The organism is uncultured Nostoc sp. (assembly GCF_937863485.1).
GTDB lineage: Bacteria > Cyanobacteriota > Cyanobacteriia > Cyanobacteriales > Nostocaceae > Nostoc.
Map to the genome: position 1 here is coordinate 1 of NZ_CALMFY010000017.1, position 16,152 is coordinate 16,152.

Here is a 16,152-nt window from a genome sequence, read left to right on the forward strand (position 1 = left end):
GGGGCTGGGGGATGAGGGTTTTTTCTTTTCATACGGAAAGAACTACAGTTTTCAAAGTGGACGCGGTTTATTTGCATTCCACCTTGATACCAACATTGATATTTAAATCTTCCTCAAAGACTAATGCTCTCTAAATAGTATCCATGCAGTACGCACGGCGTAAATAGAGCAACTGTTTAAAATCCCTAAAAAGCCCATTTTATAATACTTTTGACTTTTGACTTTTGAATGCATGACTTCCGCCTTGCGGTAATGCAGTCTCAAGTTTAATTTGCCCATTGGGGATTTTCTGGTGTATCCGCTCTTACCAGTCCTTTGTAAGCTTGTCGTTTACCGTAAAATACTTGACTAACCTTAGTGCAAAACTGTAGCCTCAAACTACCCTTATCACTGCTTATAAGAACATGGGATAATTTACCGTAACCCTCACTTATACGTTTTTTTGCGTAACTTACGCAAAATTTGAGTAAAAAAAAGCAAATTAATTAATTATGGTTACTAGGATATATGATAATTCACACTTCGATGAAAGCACTAACGGGGTTGTTGTAATGGTCGAGCCATACAGCCAAAAAGAGCAAATACAGCAGGTTGTCTACCGCATTTTAGATGCTAATTTAGACCGCGCTCGTGAAGGCTTGCGAATTATTGAGGAATGGTGTCGCTTTGGGTTGAATAATGCCCAGTTAGCTCTTGAATGCAAGCGCTTGCGACAAGAGGTAGCCAAGTTGCATACCCCGGAATTGCGGGCGGCGCGAGATACACCAGGCGATCCTGGAACTGAGTTAACCCATCCTCAGGAAGAACAACGAGCTAGTATAAAATCAGTATTGCAAGCTAACTTTTGCCGCATAGAAGAAGCATTGCGGGTACTAGAAGAATACGGCAAGCTTTACCACCCAACTATGGCTAAAGCTTGTAAGCAGATGCGTTATCAGGTTTATACCCTAGAAAGTAGTTTAATGGGTCATCAGCGCCATCAATTATTGTGGCGATCGCGTTTGTATCTTGTTACTTCCCCTAGTGAAAATTTGTTGAACAACGTCGAAGCTGCACTTAAAGGTGGATTGACGCTTTTACAATACCGCGACAAAACCGCCGATGATTCTTTGCGTTTGGAACAAGCTAGAAAACTCCGGCAGTTATGCCATATCTATGGTGCTTTGTTCATTGTTAATGATCGCGTGGATCTGGCTTTGGCAGTCGATGCAGATGGGGTGCATCTGGGACAACAAGATATGCCCATTGCTGTTGCTCGGCAATTACTCGGTTCGCAACGTCTGATAGGTCTTTCTACCACAAATAAAGAAGAAATGCAAGGAGCAATTGCTGAAGGTGTAGATTACATTGGGGTAGGGCCAGTTTATGAAACTCCCACGAAAGTAGGTAAGGCAGCAACAAGTTTAGAATATGTCAGCTATGCTGCCAAAAATTGCTCAATTCCCTGGTTTGCTATTGGGGGAATAGATGCTAATAACATCAATGATGTGATCGATGCCGGAGCCGAACGTGTAGCAGTGGTGCGATCGCTCATGCAAGCCGAACAGCCTACCCTAGTAACACAATATTTCCTCTCCCAACTCAATCGCATTAAACCAGAACCTTTATAAATTCTAAATTCAAAATGGTTTTCTGCAACTTAGCACAAACGATGAAAAACTAGCCTCCAATGCCCAATGCCCAATTTCCAACATGACTTATGTCCAATGAAATTACGGTTCAGGTAAATGGGAAAACCCATAGCTGCTCGTTTCAAACTTCTTTAGCCGATTTGCTCCAACAGTTGGGTTTTAACCCCCGCTTGGTGGCTGTAGAATATAACGGCGAAATTTTACACCGCCAGTTTTGGCCGCAAACAAAAGTGCAACCAGGCGATCGCTTAGAAGTGGTAACTATTGTTGGTGGTGGTTAGTTAATTTGAGCCAGCAAGCCCAAATCCTTGAGGCTGCATCGTGTAATCTTGATGCGGGTGGGTGCATCCTCTGGTTTATACATCTCAAGGGTTGTAGCGCTTAAATTTATTATTACTACATATTTACCACTACCACCACTGTCCCTTCATGAAAGTGCCATGCGACGCCGATAGCGTACCCCTAAGGGGATCTTGCTAGCAAGAGCGTCTCCAAGAGTTGCGTAAAGCCTGCGGCATGGCAACTCTTAGAGACGCTCTTGCGTTCGCTTAGAGCGAGTATTCGTACCCCTACGGGGAAGCAAGCTACGCGCAGCGTCTCGTAAGAGAGCGTCATAGCACAACTCTTGGAGACGCTCTTGCTAGCAAGATCCCCGTAGAGGCACGGCAAAGCTACTTCGACTACGCCCAACTCTTGGAGAGGCTGCACCCTAAGCGTAGCGATGCCGCAGGCTTTACGACGCCGCTCAGGGCAAGCTCAGGACAAGCTCAGTACAAGTCAGTGACCACCGCAGGCATCGCAGCGAAACAGCTATTTTTATTGATAATCTAGCTATTTAACTGAGAATTAAAGCCCCTGATCGTGACGGCTGGCTACGGCCTTGTACAACGCTGGGGCGAACCGATCGAGCAAATTCGGCCGGGGGACGTGATCTGGATCTCGCCGGGTGAGAAGCATTGGCACGGTGCCACAGCAACCACAGCCATGACGCACATCGCCATTCAGGAATGGCTCGACGGCAAGCCCGTGGACTGGATGGAAAAGGTCAGCGACGAGCAATACCAGGACTGAGCGTGGAGTAAGACAGTTCCAACCTTTAATTCAAAGACAGGAGTTCAAAAAATGCAGAACCGTAAACTCGGAAACAGTAATCTGGAAGTCTCGGCTATCGGGCTTGGCTGTATGGGAATGAGCTTTTCTTATGGCCCGCCCAAAGACACGCAGGAGATGACCGCTCTTCTGGGGGCCGCCGTCGAACGCGGCGTTACATTCTTTGACACCGCCGAGGTCTACGGCCCATTCACAAACGAAGAGCTTGTGGGCGAAGCCCTCGCTCCCTTCCGCAAACAAGTGGTCATTGCCACCAAATTCGGGTTCGACCTGAGTCCGAATTTAGATCCCCGCGGGATGAAGGGTTCGCCCGGACTGAATAGCCGTCCGGAGCATATCAAGCAGGCCGTGGAGAGCTCGCTCAAGCGACTCAAGGTCGAGACAATCGACCTGCTCTATCAGCACCGGGTTGACCCAAACGTGCCGATCGAAGACGTGGCAGGAGCTGTGAAGGAACTGATTCAGTCAGGTAAGGTTAAGTACTTTGGACTCTCTGAAGCCGGAGTGCAAACGATCCGTCGCGCGCACGCGGTTCAGCCGGTCACTGCTCTCCAGAGCGAATACTCGCTGTGGACGAGGACTCCGGAGAAGGAAGTGATACCGACCCTTGAGGAACTCGGAATCGGCTTTGTCCCGTACAGCCCGCTGGGCAAGGGCTTTCTCACTGGCAAGATGGACCAAAGCACTACATTCGACAGCTCCGACTTTCGCAGCACCCTGCCTCGCTTCACGCCCCTAGCTCTCAAGGCGAATCAAGCCCTGATTGATCTGCTCGGCAGCATCGCACAACAGAAGCAGGCGACACCTGCTCAGATCGCGCTCGCCTGGCTGCTGGCCCAGAAGCCGTGGATCGTGCCGATTCCGGGTACAACGAAGCTGCATCGCTTGGACGAAAACATTGGGGCAGTCTCAGTCGAACTCACACCCGACGATTTGCATGACATCGATGACGCCGCGTCCAAGATCACGGTGCAAGGGGCTCGGTATCCCGAAAACCTAGAGCAAATGACCGGTCGCTAAGTAGCAAAAAATGTTTTCTCTGGTTGCATTCCAGTATTTTGAAAATACTGCACAAAATTAATGAAAATTAGACTTTGGGTGGGGGAAACAGTGTTTTAACAACATTGGGAGCAGATTCTGCTTAAAAAGAGATTTCTTTTCCCTGAGCAAATACCTCAGCAACCAAAGATAATGCTAGAGGATGTCTGTGGGTAAAATCTAGAATCGCCTGGTGTTGTGTGGTGGGAATATCTCGTGTGGTGAGATAAGTTTGACTTCTTCTGGGGTAAGGTTGCGTATGGGCAAAGTGTGCATCAAAGCTTGCCGACCTGGATCACTACACCAAAGAGATGAGGGTTAGATTCACAACTTTTTGATTTCCAAAACTGCTTACCTCAGTTATCTAATCACCAAATCTTACCTCACTTTCCCTTTCAGTACTGACGGCTTTAGTAGCGAAGTTGGTTCTTAAAAGGATCAACAACCAACTTGAAAACATCACAGAAGTTGTGGCTTCATCAGACTTAAGGGTTGTATACCCTTGCATACAAACCATTTGAAGTTAGGCAGACACTTTTTTCACACTCTCAAGCTGATTGACCTCATCCCACCAACTCCGCAGTTTCGGAGTTTGAACAGTAATTGCCTCAAACTCCAAAGTCTGTGATAGGTAGATGAAGATGGGAATCAGGTAGAAATCGGCAATGCTTACTTCGCTGCCAAGTAGATACGGGCTAGCAACAGCTAGCGATTCAATTGCCTCTACAGCCCTTTGTGCAGGCGTGAGTGCCTTTTTCACTAAGTCAGAATCTGTCTTGCCGCCCTGACTTGGTACAATCAAGCGCTCAATCACAATTGTTCTAATAGCAGGAACATAAAGATAGCTATCAATAATCGCTATTATCTGACGCATCCGCGCCTGGAGCATCGGTTCAGATGGGCTGAACTTGTGAGCAGCAAAGACTATATTGAGGTATTCGGTAATTGCTGCTGTTTCGTAAAGCAGTTCTCCATCCACTTCCAGAGTCGGTATTTTACCAAAAGGATTTTTGGACAAATACTCTGCTGACTGGTTTTCTCCATTGAAGATATCAATTTTTTTAAGGGTATAATCTACACCTGCTGACTCTAGCAGCAACCGGACAGTGCGAACATAAGTACTGACTGGAGTTCCGTAAAGTATGAGTTTGGCCATTATTTTCAAATTCTCAATTAAAATTTCCACAGTAGAATTGGTAAGACTTAATCTTAAACAAACTTCATCGCCACCCCATTCATACAGTAACGTTTGCTAGTAGGCGCAGGTCCATCATCGAAGACATGACCCAAATGCCCACCACAACGATGGCAATGTACTTCAGTTCGGGTCGTCAAAAAGGAGTTATCTACTGATGTACTAACTGCCCCATCAATAGGTGCATAAAAACTAGGCCAGCCTGTGCCGCTGTTGAATTTAGTTTCAGATGTAAACAATGGTAAGTCGCAAGCAGCACACTCATAAGTTCCTTTTGCATATTGTTTATCAAGTGGGCTGGTGTTAGCTAGTTCAGTATCATGTTTCCGCAGCACATCGAACTGTTGGGGCGTTAAAATCCGATGCCACTCTTCCTCAGTTTTAGTGATTTCAAACTCCTCTTTTGTAATTGTCATAACTTGTGACCTACCAGTTAAATACCGTGACAACCATCCTGTACCAACAAGTGCTGCGCCAGCTTGTAAAAAATATCGTTTTTTCATAATTCAGTGGCTGATTTAATTACTTAAATCACTAACATGAGCGAAGAGAATTTTTTAAGTCAAGGTGATCGGTATTGACAAGAGCAAAAGTATCTTTGCCAGAAAGCGACACCTACTTATACAGATTGGGGAACTGTGATTTTAATTGAGCTAACTTCGGCAAATCATTTACCACTACGTAGGGATAATTTGGATTGCGGTCAATAAAGTGCTGATGGTACTCCTGGGCTTTATAAAAACCCTTCAAAGGGAGTAGTTGAGTAACTATCTGCTGATGAAAAATATGTGCTTTGTTGAGTTGATTAATATAATTAAGCGCAACCTGATTCTGCTCATCGTTGGCAAAAAATATGACTGAACGATATTGCCTCCCTGAATCAGGGCCTTGTCTATTCAACTGTGTTGGGTCATGTGCCACAGAAAAGTAAATTTTCAGCAGTTGACCATATGATATTTTTGATGGGTCATAGGTGATTTTTACTGACTCAGCATGACCTGTCAACCCAGAACTGACAAGTTCGTAATCTGCTGTTGCTGCACTCCCACCAGAAAAACCAGAGACAACATCAGAAACACCTTTGAGATGCTCAAAAACTGCTGACATTCCCCAAAAGCATCCTCCTGCGAAAACAGCCGTCTGTTTTCCCTTCGCTGTAGAATTTGAGATATCGGTGGCGGGATTAGGAAGGACTGCTTCTGACGCACCACGCACGAGTACAACCGATATCAGTAAAATAATGGACAAACTAACTAGTAAGTATCCCTTGAGGGTAAAACTACGAGTTGACATAAAATAGCTGATTCTTTCTTAGTGTAGTCATCACCATAAGATTAATTTCTGAAAGCAACATTAGAGAAACATTAGAAGTTGCCGAGATAATCCTAGATGTCGATGGTGGGCACTATCTATTAAAAATATTTTGGCTGAAATCCAATCGGATCGGCAATCCATTTTAGAAGTTGCCATCATGAAGGAATAGTAATACAATTCGGTAATTGACTAAGGGACTTAAAGTTAAAAAAACATCCCATCCCTGCGGGACGCTCCGCGAACGTAGGGGCGTAAGGCCTTGCGCCCCTACAAATGTACTCAATGTGTATTCATCTTACAAAATCCTGTTTCTCCCCTCTGATTTGTAAAGCGATCGATGAAGGATTCTCCGCTTGGCTAATTCTTTACCTTTGCGGCCGAGTTGCTCACGTAGTTGCTGATCTTTGCACAACCGATTGAAAGCTTGAAAAACTTCATAACCAGAATTGGGATTAACCAGTATCCCATTTTCTTCATGCTGAACTGTGTCTAGAACACCGCCTAAGCGAGGGGCAATTACAGGTTTACCGAAGTAACTTGCTTCTAAATAAACCATACCAAAACCCTCCATACTATCAGCTTTAGTATCCGATAAAGTCAGCATCGCAAATATCTCGCAAGCTGCATAATAACCTGCTAATTCTCGCTCTGGCACATATCCGGCAAAGTGGACTCGCTTATCTACCCGCAACCGATGCGCCAGAGATTTCAGTTCTGATTCACTTGACCCTTGACCGCAGAGTATATAGTGGACATCGACCCCAAAAGTTAGCAATAGTGGGATGTTATCAATTACTCGGTCGAAACCTTTATGTTTTACTAGCCTTCCGATGGAAAGAATAACTATTGCTGTTTCGGGAATGTTGTAAGTCTGACGCACGCGAACACGTAAATCATCAAGGCTACTGGGACTCGCTACATTATTACCAAATTTTTCTGGTCTAATTATTGGGTTAATCACGTGGGTAGGAGTATCTAATCGAAAAGCAGTTCTGAGGTAGTCTCTTGTATAAGAACTGTTACAAACAATGCCTTCGGCTCGTTTGAGTGTTAATTTAAAGAGCGATCGCAGCACGGGATTGTGTAATACATAAAGAAGATCATTACCGTGCAGATAGATAAAAAAGCGAATAGGTAGCAAATAGCTCAATAGCAACAGTGAAGGAAAGTCATAGCCGTGACCCCACTCTATATAACGGTAGTGATAGCGAAAATAAAGTTTGATTGCTAGTACAAATGAGCAGAGGATATTGACCAAAGGCTTCAGGATACTTCCCACAAAGCCACTACGCCAGTATCTAGGGTAAAACCAGCGATACACGGGAAACTGTTGACCTTGATCAAATACTTGATCTCCTGAGCAACCAGCCGCCAGCACAATAACTCGTTCTGGATCTTGGAGACAGCGATTGTAGATATATTCCCCAATTACAGCTTCTTTCGGTAGGAAGATCCTGGATATGACTAGGATATCTGGGTATGCAGCTTTGTCTCTGCTTTCGGCTGTAAGTTGAGAAATATGTTCCATAACAAAGTTGATGACTATATTTCAAATAATTTTTAATTTATTTACAATTAGGATTATTTTCAAAGCCCTAATTACTATTTTATTTCTTTTAAAACGAATGTGGTAAACAAATTTGAAGCCGATTTTACAAGATTAGCCAGGAAGATTATTTTTTTATTGTGCTGATTTTATTTTTGCTGCAAATTTCTCAATCCTTGAGAATTATGTGCATAATGAACAATAAATAGAAACTAGCACTTATAGCCAAATTGCTCAGTGAACAACTGTTGCGAAAATTACGAAATTTAGCTCCGTTCAATAGAATATCCTGAATCCTCTGGACTGTTGTGCCAAAATGCCAAAAAATGGGATAAGTATTTGATAGCTATGTAGGATCTGGCTGCGCTTACTGATGGGCATCATGGACACTTGCTAGCCTACGGCGTATACGTAAATTAAAAGCCGCCAGATGTAGTAAATGCTTTTGATAATTTAAAAATATTCTCCCGCCTTGGGATAAAATAAGTAGGATGAAGTATTAAAAAAATTAGTCAAAATAATTAGTATAATCCAAGACTGTAGTCAGAAAGTGCTAGTCCAAGACGTAGCAACAATTGCGCGTAGGCGTAGCCCGTCGTAGACATCGCAAATTTATGTGATGATGAAGAAGTCTTAAGGTACGGTTCCCCAGTCGAGAAATCCCCCCTGCGATCGCTGCCTACCCAAAATAAGACGCGGTAAATTGAATATGTAGCCTCTAAAAGTGAATCCTACAAAGCTTGCTTGTTACGGGCTGGCGTAAGCGACATACCGCAACACTCCTAAGAGCATGGGGATAAATCATTAAAAATTCTGTTTTCCAAGCGATTGTATTATGCGTAAAAAACTACAACAAACCATCAAACCGCTGTTAAAACCCTTCTTAGCCTTAGTCCTGGTGTTAGCTTTGGCTCTTAGTCACGCCGATGGTGCATTAGCGGCCCGTAGTGGGGGTCGGATCGGTGGTGGCTCCTTTAGAGTGCCTTCTAGCCGCACCTATACACCGCGCACCTATGCACCTCCTGGCGGGGGCGGATACTATCCTGGTGGTGGTTTTGGTGGTGGCTTTGGCTTTCCCTTCCTACTTCCCTTCTGGGGTATTGGGGGAGGATTTGGTGGTCTATTTGGCATCTTAATTTTCTTTGCGCTCGCTAATTTCTTATTGCAAACTTTCCGCCGTGTCTCTGGTGGTGAAACTCCAGAAGCAGATTACAGCAGTAACTCTCCTGTTTCTGTAACTCGTTTGCAAGTAGGTTTGTTAGCTCAAGCCCGTGAATTGCAAAATGAACTCAACCACATTGCTGAAACTGCTGACACTAACACCCCAGAGGGGAGAGCAGAAGTTCTGCAAGAAGCCAGCCTAGCTTTACTCCGCCATCCTGAATACTTTGTATATGCAGGTGGTGGGACTCAACAAGCCAGTTTAAATTCAGCTGAAGGTCAGTTTAATCGGCTGTCACTGGCAGAACGCAGCAAGTTTAGCGAAGAAACTCTTTCTAATGTCAACAACCAGTTAAAAGCAGCCTTAGCCAAAGATGCTTTACCCCCGGTTGGTGAACTCGATAACCCCACCCGCCTATTTACCGAAGGCGCTGGAGAATACATTATCGTCACCTTGCTGGCGGCGACATTAGGCAAGTTTGAAATTCCCACAGCGATTAACAGTGCTGATAATTTGCGTCAAGCTTTGCGCCAAATTGGTAGTATCCCTAGCGAAAAACTTCTGGCAATTGAAGTTCTTTGGACTCCGCAAGCTGAAAATGATACGCTGACATCTGATGATGTGTTGGCAAATTATCCTGATTTGAGACTTGTTTAATCTCTAAAAAGTTTCGTGCTTTAGTGCTAAGAAAAAACTTTGCATCTTGATGCAACAAATAAGTTTCCCCTTGAGGGCAATAACTAGAAAACCGCTTGTCAATAACAAGCGGTTTTTTGTAGAGATTAAATATACTTAACTATATTTTAGAAAAATTATTCCTAGTCAAAACTCTGGTAGTGTAGTATTATCAAAAATGCATCATCCGCAAAGCCTTGTCTTATGCCTAGTGTTGAACCCGACATAAATCGAGAGGATCGTATTCAAACAGAGATAATTGTAGATGCTGAAGACAAAGAAGACCGGGCCATGGGTTGGTACTACTACCTGGAAGAGGCTCTGAATTTTCCCTTTCTGGCTAAATGGACTAAGAAGGGACGCAAATCAGCTGCTACCGAGGAGAAACAAGTAGAAGTGCTGGGAATGGCCCCAGATGATGAGTGCTTAAAAGATATGTTTGTAGAAGTTGCTTACATTAATGGTAAGGATGAAGATGTATATTCTGCAAAGTTATCTGAAATAGCAGCCATTGATGCTGACAGCGAGACTCAAGAAGCGATCGCAGACTGGCTCTATTGGATTGCCAGAGGTTATAAGTTTTAAATTCTAGGATAAATACCGAATGACGCGGCAAGGATTGCCAGCAGCTACAACATTCTCAGGTATATCTTTGACAACTACACTGCCAGCACCAATGGTTGTGTTATCACCAATAGTTACACCCGGACAAATAATTACGCTGCCACCAATTCAGACATTATTACCAATGTTAATTGGGGCAGCTAATTCTCTACCAGAAAGCCGAATTTCTGGCTCTGTAGGGTGATAAGCAGTATAAATTTGTACATAAGGAGCGCATAAGACATTTTCACCAATATGAACTGTATTACAGTCTAAAATTACACAGCCATAGTTCATATAAAATCTGTCGCCAGCGAAAATATTACTACCATAGTCACAATGAAAGGGTGGCACAATTGATGCTTTGTGACCGATCTTTCCAAATAATTCTTGCAAAATTTGCTGTCGTTGCTCTTGCTGTTCTTCTGTTGTGGAATTATATCTTCGCAACAGACGATTAGCTCGCTTATTTTCGGCAGCCAATTCTGAATCTTCTGCCAAATATAATTCGCCTGCGAGCATTTTCTGTTTTTCGGTTTTTTCCATAACAGACTTATGGGGCTTCTCGGTTGTATGCGATACACATTAGTCGCGGCTAGAGTAGCATATTCCATCCACATGAAAACCGCCATAAATCAAAATTCCACAGATGATAGCGCTTCTGGTTTGGATGCAATACACGACGATAGACGGTAGGGGTACAGCAATGCTCATTGGTGTCAACTTAAGGTGAAAGCCTGCCGAGAAAAGCTTTTAGAGATGCCTCGTTCCTGGGAATGCCTAATGAGAGGCTCCGCCTCAAGACTAGCGGCACCGCAATGAAAGAGCGTTTCCAGCCAGAAGCTGGAAACGAGCTTTTAAAAGGGTTTACGCTTAAGTTGACACGCATGAGCAATGCTGTGCCCTTACGATCACCTGTATTTGTCGCAAGCGAGAACTGCTATAGTTGTAAAGAAAATCAGAGTAATTGATGGAAGTGGCAGCAGAAAGGACTAATTAACTAAATATGGCATAAGTAGCTTTTCCCTGCCGTTTAGCTCGGTACATAGCAATATCAGCATCCCGTAAGATATTTGCAGGTTCCTCATAATTACTAAAATTCCAAGTAATACCAATGCTAGCTGTAGTAGATAATTGACATCCATTCAAGTTAAGTGGCAATCGTAAGGAGTCTTGAATACGTTTGGCAGCATTGGTGGCGTCGGTAATGTCTTTAATATCCTCTAAAAGAACAGTAAACTCGTCACCACCAAATCGTGCTACAGTATCGCCACCGCGTAAACACGACTCTAAGCGTCGAGCGATCACTACTAAAAAATCATCCCCTATTCCATGCCCAAAGCGATCATTAATCTCCTTGAAGGCATCTAAATCCAAAAATAAAACTGCAAAATAATAATCGCTTTTGCGTTTGCTACGTTCAATTGCTTGTCTGAGCCTATCTACGAATAAAACACGATTCGGTAATCCTGTCAGCCCATCATAAAACGCATTGCGGATCAGTTGCGCCTCTGTCTGCTTGCGTTTGGTAATGTCTTGAAAAACCAAAACCGCGCCAGTAATATTGCCATTTTGATCGCGGATGGGTGCAACATTATCTTCAATCGCTATTTCTTTGCCATCTTTGGTAATCAGTGTACAGTTTTCTGGGAGATTCAAAACTTCACCTGTTTCGATTACATATCTGGCTAAATTTTCAATTGTTTCTCCTACATCTTTGTCAACTAAGTTAACGACTTCTACTAAATCTTTACCGAACACTTCACTTTGCTTCCAGCCAGTGATTAGTTCTGCTATGGGATTCATCATTTGAATACAACCATTTGCATCTGTCACAATCACTGCACAGCCCATACTGTTAATAATTGCCACTAGTCTCTGTTTTTCTTCGTATAATATGTTTTTGCTCTGATGTTTGTGCAGAGCCATTTCAATCGCAAAATGTAAATCACTTTCAAGAAATGGTTTGATTATGTAGCTAAAAGGCTCACTTAGCTGATTCTTATGTAATGTTTTATATTCTGAATCCTCTGTTAGATACACTACAGGCACATGGAAGTGATTCTGGATAATATCCGCTACGTGTACACCGTGAACTTCCCCAGCTAGGCAGATATCAATTAATACTAAATGGGGAGCAGTTTCTGCTACCTTTTTTATTGCATCTTCACCAGACTTATTTATTTCTGAAACAGAATAACCCAGTTTTTGTAAACTTTTTCTAATATTTGAGGCTAAAATTTTTTCATCCTCAACAACTAGGATTTTGTGGGCTAACATGTTACAATAACCTGTTTGCTAAGGTTCAGATTTGTGTTGTCAGTGTCAACTCGATCTAAAATTTATTATCTTATCATAAACAATCTGCAACTACCTGTCTTCATAGAAATACTGACTAATGAGCAAATAACATGTTATTAAATTACCATAATTTCTATGCTTGTCAAAGCTAATTCTAATCACTCCAAGCGCTAAATAACATGTTACTAACATCACGTATAAATTATTATATAATTATCAGTAATTGTAAAGTGATTTTCAAAAATATGCAATAGCTTTTCTTTAAAAAAGTATAAATACTCTATTTAGTCTTTATGTAAAAATTAATCAATAATAAAACTTTATAAAATTACAGTATATTATTTTTATGTAAGTTAAGAAAAATTATCTACTGTGTTTTATATAATATTCATTCCCTAAATTACTACTAAAAATTAATCATTATCTACACTTGAAGAGTTTAATACTGCTTTGTCTACAAATAGTTTTTGTCTCAACCTGGGTCTAAATTACAGTCTGAAACTATCTTAAATTTTGAATAGTAGGTGAAATGGTGTTACTTAGAAATATTTATTGCTTTTGGTTAATACTTAATCACAAATCCTGTGATCTGAAAATATGCAAGTTAAATGCTCATCAGCAGATCACAGGATTTTTTAGTTTTTTGATAATGAGCGGGTGCTGGGGGTAATCGTAGGAAAGATTCTCTTCGTGAGATACTTCTACAATCCACGTAAGTAAGTTGGCGTTAAAAAATCAAGCTATGTAAGGAAATGTAAAATCAGCGAATAGCTAAAAAATTCGTCATTCCACAGTTTTTACAAAACTAAATATACATGGATTTTATCGTGCCGACTTATTTAAACCCCCTTTGTTTGCTGGCTTATAAATATTTAAAAAAACACGTTTTGTGCTTTAGAGATTAGACTTACTTTTAGTTAGTTCAATGCTAATTTTGCCACTAAAGTCTGGAATAGGTGCAGCAGGTTTACTTAGAGTGACTTGAACTTGTGTTACACGATCGCATTCTTGGAGAATAGAATCTGCGATCGTTGTTACTAATTTCTCTATCAAAGCAAATTTAGACGTTTTGACCAGATGTTGTATCAAGCTAATGACGCTGCGATAATCTAAAGTGTCTTCGATCGCGTCAGTCTTGGCTGCTGTGGAGATATCCAACCATAACTTTACATCCACCTCAAACCATTGTCCTAGCACCTTTTCTTCTGGCAGATACCCAGTGTAGCCATAGCAGCGAATTCCTGTTAAATGAATGCAGTCCATAAAAGTTTGAGAGCAAATTGTGGATTTTGTAGAAAGTGGAGCAAGTTTGTTTGGAGATTTTCTTTCTCACAAACTCGCGTAGCAGTGTTGGAAAACCTGACTTCCATTCCTCTCCCCTTTTAAGGGAGAGGCTTTGAATTCTCTCCTAACCCTACAAGGATTGGGGGCTGGGGGGTTAGGTTTGGCGTTGGCTTTTCCAAATGACCTGAATTGTCAGGCTTGTAACCCACCTTTAGGTCAAGCTGCTTTGGAAGTTCCGAGGTTCGGCTTCCCTCCTTCGGTCTTCTGTTTGCTCAATTTTCTCAGATGGATTTTAAATTGAATTTCCCTAGACAAAATCTAAAATTTCAGATTGTTTTATAACTATGTTTGATTTAATGCCGATCGCTTATAAGAATGTTAATCAACTTTGGGCTTATATCTTAACAGAGACGCTAAAGCGGTTGGGATTGACTTGTGCCATCATTTGTCCTGGATCACGCTCTACACCCTTAGCAGTCGCCTTTGCTCAACAAGTACCTGAGATTGAAGCGATTTCCATTCTCGATGAACGTTCCGCCGCCTTTTTTGCTTTGGGACAAGCTCAAGCAACCGGACGCCCTGTGGTACTAGTTTGCACCTCTGGGACAGCAGGAGCAAATTTTTATTCAGCAGTAATTGAAGCCTCATATAGTCGCGTACCACTGTTGGTGTTAACTACCGATAGACCGCCAGAATTGCGAGATTGTCACTCTGGGCAAACTGTAGATCAATTGAGATTATATGGAAACTACCCAAATTGGCAAACAGAGTTAGCCTTACCCTCCGCTGATCTGGGAATGCTAGCTTACCTGCGACAAATGGTAATTCATAGCTGGGAAAGGGCGCAAACTCCTACGAAGGGGCCAGTACATTTGAATATTCCCTTTCGCGATCCTTTAGCGCCTGTTCCTGATGGAACTGACTTGAGTTATTTGCAATCACAGTTTCAACCAGAAGACTTCTTCGCAGGAATAGCAAACCCATTCTCTATGCCCCATGCCCCATTCCCTATTCCCAAAGAATGGAAGGAATGCGATCGCGGTATTATTATCGCAGGTGTTGCCCAACCACAGCAACCAGAGGAATATTGTAGAGCGATCGCGCAACTTTCCCAAACTCTCAAATGGCCTGTGCTAGCTGAGGGACTCTCCCCAGTCAGAAATTATGCCGAACTCAACCCTTATTTGATTTCCACCTATGACCTGATTTTGCGAAATCAGCAACTAGCAAAGCAGTTAGCGCCTGAAATGGTGATTCAGGTGGGTGAAATGCCTACAAGTAAAGAACTGCGTACCTGGATAGATACAACCCAACCACGACGCTGGATAATTGACCCCAGTGACCAAAACCTCGACCCTTTGCACGGGAGGACGACGCATTTACGGATATCTGTAGAAGACATAAAGGCAGAGGAGAGAAATTTATCTTTTTCCTCAGACTATGTGCATAAATGGTGTGATGCAGAAGCTAAAGTCAGGTTAGCTGTTGACCAGACGATGGGGAAAATAGATGAAATCATTGAGAGTAAAGCAGCTTGGTTAATTTCTCAGATTTTACCGCCCGGAACGCCTCTGTTTATTGCCAATAGTATGCCTGTGCGGGATGTGGAGTATTTCTGGAAACCGAATAATTTAGGAGTGCGATCGCACTTTAACCGGGGTGCAAATGGCATCGATGGCACATTATCCACAGCTTTAGGAATTGCCCATCGCCAGCAAAGTAGTGTGATGTTAACGGGAGATTTGGCTCTGTTACATGACACCAATGGTTTTTTAATCCGCAATAAGTTTGTCGGACATCTGACGATTGTGTTAATCAACAACAATGGCGGGGGAATTTTTGAAATGTTACCCATTGCCAAGTTTGACCCGCCATTTGAAGAGTTTTTTGGCACTCCCCAAGATATTGATTTCGCTCAGTTGTGTGCTACTTATAATGTAGAGCATGAATTGATTACTTCTTGGCAACAGTTGCAGCAAAGATTAAACCCGCTCCCAACTCAGGGAGTTCGGGTTTTGGAGTTGCAGACAAATCGTAAAGCTGATGCCAAGTGGCGACAGGAAAATTTAAGGAAGTTTGCCACAGATATTGGCATTTAGGGATTGGTGATTCACAATACCAATTAGCTTCACCCAAAAGCGCAAAAAATCAAAATTCAACAATGTAACAGTTGAATTTCATATCCAATTCAATAAAACCCTTTTTCCAAGAGTAACTTGTAATATTTTATGTCCCTCTTTTTTAACATTGATGAGGAGAGGATATAACTCAAATCTACTCATAACCAAATATT

The 16,152-nt window shown here is 42.4% G+C and carries 13 protein-coding genes and 1 pseudogene; 7 read left to right on the plus strand and 7 right to left on the minus strand.

All coding sequences use genetic code 11. The annotated features are described in order from the left end of the window. The first annotated feature begins 491 nt into the window (after positions 1–491). The 4 genes from Q0541_RS02545 to Q0541_RS02560 all read left to right on the plus strand — a co-directional run bounded on the left by Q0541_RS02545 (position 492) and on the right by Q0541_RS02560 (position 3,761). Positions 492–1,610 carry a thiamine phosphate synthase gene (locus Q0541_RS02545; protein WP_298905126.1) on the plus strand — a complete coding sequence of 373 codons (1,119 nt, stop codon included), beginning with the start codon at positions 492–494 and terminating at the stop codon, positions 1,608–1,610. A gap of 89 nt (positions 1,611–1,699) precedes the next feature. Next, on the plus strand, positions 1,700–1,912 hold the full coding sequence (gene thiS / locus Q0541_RS02550) for a sulfur carrier protein ThiS (protein WP_298905128.1): 213 nt from the start codon (positions 1,700–1,702) through the stop codon (positions 1,910–1,912). A 580-nt stretch (positions 1,913–2,492) separates the two neighbouring features. After that, complete coding sequence (locus Q0541_RS02555; protein ID WP_298905130.1) at positions 2,493–2,702, plus strand: cupin domain-containing protein; 210 nt, start codon at positions 2,493–2,495, stop codon at positions 2,700–2,702. A gap of 51 nt (positions 2,703–2,753) precedes the next feature. Further along, positions 2,754–3,761 carry an aldo/keto reductase gene (locus tag Q0541_RS02560; RefSeq protein ID WP_298905132.1) on the plus strand — a complete coding sequence of 336 codons (1,008 nt, stop codon included), beginning with the start codon at positions 2,754–2,756 and terminating at the stop codon, positions 3,759–3,761. Between the two features lie 541 nt (positions 3,762–4,302). On the opposite strand, the gene Q0541_RS02565 is transcribed toward Q0541_RS02560, so the two are convergent. The 4 genes from Q0541_RS02565 to Q0541_RS02580 all read right to left on the minus strand — a co-directional run bounded on the left by Q0541_RS02565 (position 4,303) and on the right by Q0541_RS02580 (position 7,816). Next, on the minus strand, positions 4,303–4,935 hold the full coding sequence (locus Q0541_RS02565) for a glutathione S-transferase family protein (protein WP_298905134.1): 633 nt from the start codon (positions 4,933–4,935) through the stop codon (positions 4,303–4,305). A gap of 53 nt (positions 4,936–4,988) precedes the next feature. Next, positions 4,989–5,477, minus strand: coding sequence for a peptide-methionine (R)-S-oxide reductase MsrB (msrB, locus tag Q0541_RS02570; RefSeq protein WP_298905136.1), 489 nt, complete (start codon positions 5,475–5,477; stop codon positions 4,989–4,991). Between the two features lie 112 nt (positions 5,478–5,589). Continuing rightward, positions 5,590–6,267 (minus strand): peptide-methionine (S)-S-oxide reductase MsrA, encoded by a 678-nt coding sequence (gene msrA / locus Q0541_RS02575; RefSeq protein WP_298905138.1) that lies wholly within the window; start codon positions 6,265–6,267, stop codon positions 5,590–5,592. Positions 6,268–6,583: 316 nt separating this feature from the next. After that, on the minus strand, positions 6,584–7,816 hold the full coding sequence (locus Q0541_RS02580) for a glycosyltransferase family 4 protein (RefSeq protein WP_298905140.1): 1,233 nt from the start codon (positions 7,814–7,816) through the stop codon (positions 6,584–6,586). Positions 7,817–8,669: 853 nt separating this feature from the next. Between Q0541_RS02580 and Q0541_RS02585 the strand changes: the two genes are divergently transcribed. Both Q0541_RS02585 and Q0541_RS02590 read left to right on the plus strand, forming a co-directional pair. Continuing rightward, a complete protein-coding gene (locus Q0541_RS02585; protein ID WP_298905141.1) occupies positions 8,670–9,653 on the plus strand; it encodes a DUF1517 domain-containing protein in 984 nt (327 codons plus the stop codon). 222 nt (positions 9,654–9,875) lie between these two features. Beyond that, positions 9,876–10,256 (plus strand): calcium-binding protein, encoded by a 381-nt coding sequence (locus Q0541_RS02590; RefSeq protein ID WP_298905142.1) that lies wholly within the window; start codon positions 9,876–9,878, stop codon positions 10,254–10,256. Positions 10,257–10,259: 3 nt separating this feature from the next. Here Q0541_RS02590 and Q0541_RS02595 read toward each other — a convergent pair. The 3 genes and pseudogenes from Q0541_RS02595 to folB form a co-directional block, all read right to left on the minus strand. After that, positions 10,260–10,820 (minus strand): annotated as a pseudogene (locus Q0541_RS02595) (sugar O-acetyltransferase). A 450-nt stretch (positions 10,821–11,270) separates the two neighbouring features. Next, positions 11,271–12,554, minus strand: a complete 1,284-nt coding sequence (locus tag Q0541_RS02600) for a diguanylate cyclase (protein ID WP_298905144.1) — start codon at positions 12,552–12,554, stop codon at positions 11,271–11,273. A gap of 915 nt (positions 12,555–13,469) precedes the next feature. Further along, on the minus strand, positions 13,470–13,838 hold the full coding sequence (folB, locus tag Q0541_RS02605) for a dihydroneopterin aldolase (RefSeq protein ID WP_298905146.1): 369 nt from the start codon (positions 13,836–13,838) through the stop codon (positions 13,470–13,472). A 365-nt stretch (positions 13,839–14,203) separates the two neighbouring features. Between folB and menD the strand changes: the two genes are divergently transcribed. Continuing rightward, positions 14,204–15,958, plus strand: coding sequence for a 2-succinyl-5-enolpyruvyl-6-hydroxy-3-cyclohexene-1-carboxylic-acid synthase (menD, locus tag Q0541_RS02610; RefSeq protein ID WP_298905148.1), 1,755 nt, complete (start codon positions 14,204–14,206; stop codon positions 15,956–15,958). Positions 15,959–16,152: the final 194 nt, after the last annotated feature.

Bases quoted from the DNA above. Each gene is read 5' to 3' on its own strand.
- Q0541_RS02560 (WP_298905132.1), top strand. From the start codon at position 2,754: ATGCAGAACCGTAAACTCGGAAACAGTAATCTGGAAGTCTCGGCTATC.
- Q0541_RS02565 (WP_298905134.1), bottom strand. From the start codon at position 4,935: ATGGCCAAACTCATACTTTACGGAACTCCAGTCAGTACTTATGTTCGC.
- Q0541_RS02545 (WP_298905126.1), top strand. From the start codon at position 492: ATGGTTACTAGGATATATGATAATTCACACTTCGATGAAAGCACTAAC.
- Q0541_RS02585 (WP_298905141.1), top strand. From the start codon at position 8,670: ATGCGTAAAAAACTACAACAAACCATCAAACCGCTGTTAAAACCCTTC.
- Q0541_RS02580 (WP_298905140.1), bottom strand. From the start codon at position 7,816: ATGGAACATATTTCTCAACTTACAGCCGAAAGCAGAGACAAAGCTGCA.
- Q0541_RS02600 (WP_298905144.1), bottom strand. From the start codon at position 12,554: ATGTTAGCCCACAAAATCCTAGTTGTTGAGGATGAAAAAATTTTAGCC.
- thiS (WP_298905128.1), top strand. From the start codon at position 1,700: ATGTCCAATGAAATTACGGTTCAGGTAAATGGGAAAACCCATAGCTGC.
- folB (WP_298905146.1), bottom strand. From the start codon at position 13,838: ATGGACTGCATTCATTTAACAGGAATTCGCTGCTATGGCTACACTGGG.
- menD (WP_298905148.1), top strand. From the start codon at position 14,204: ATGTTTGATTTAATGCCGATCGCTTATAAGAATGTTAATCAACTTTGG.
- msrA (WP_298905138.1), bottom strand. From the start codon at position 6,267: ATGTCAACTCGTAGTTTTACCCTCAAGGGATACTTACTAGTTAGTTTG.
- Q0541_RS02590 (WP_298905142.1), top strand. From the start codon at position 9,876: ATGCCTAGTGTTGAACCCGACATAAATCGAGAGGATCGTATTCAAACA.
- msrB (WP_298905136.1), bottom strand. From the start codon at position 5,477: ATGAAAAAACGATATTTTTTACAAGCTGGCGCAGCACTTGTTGGTACA.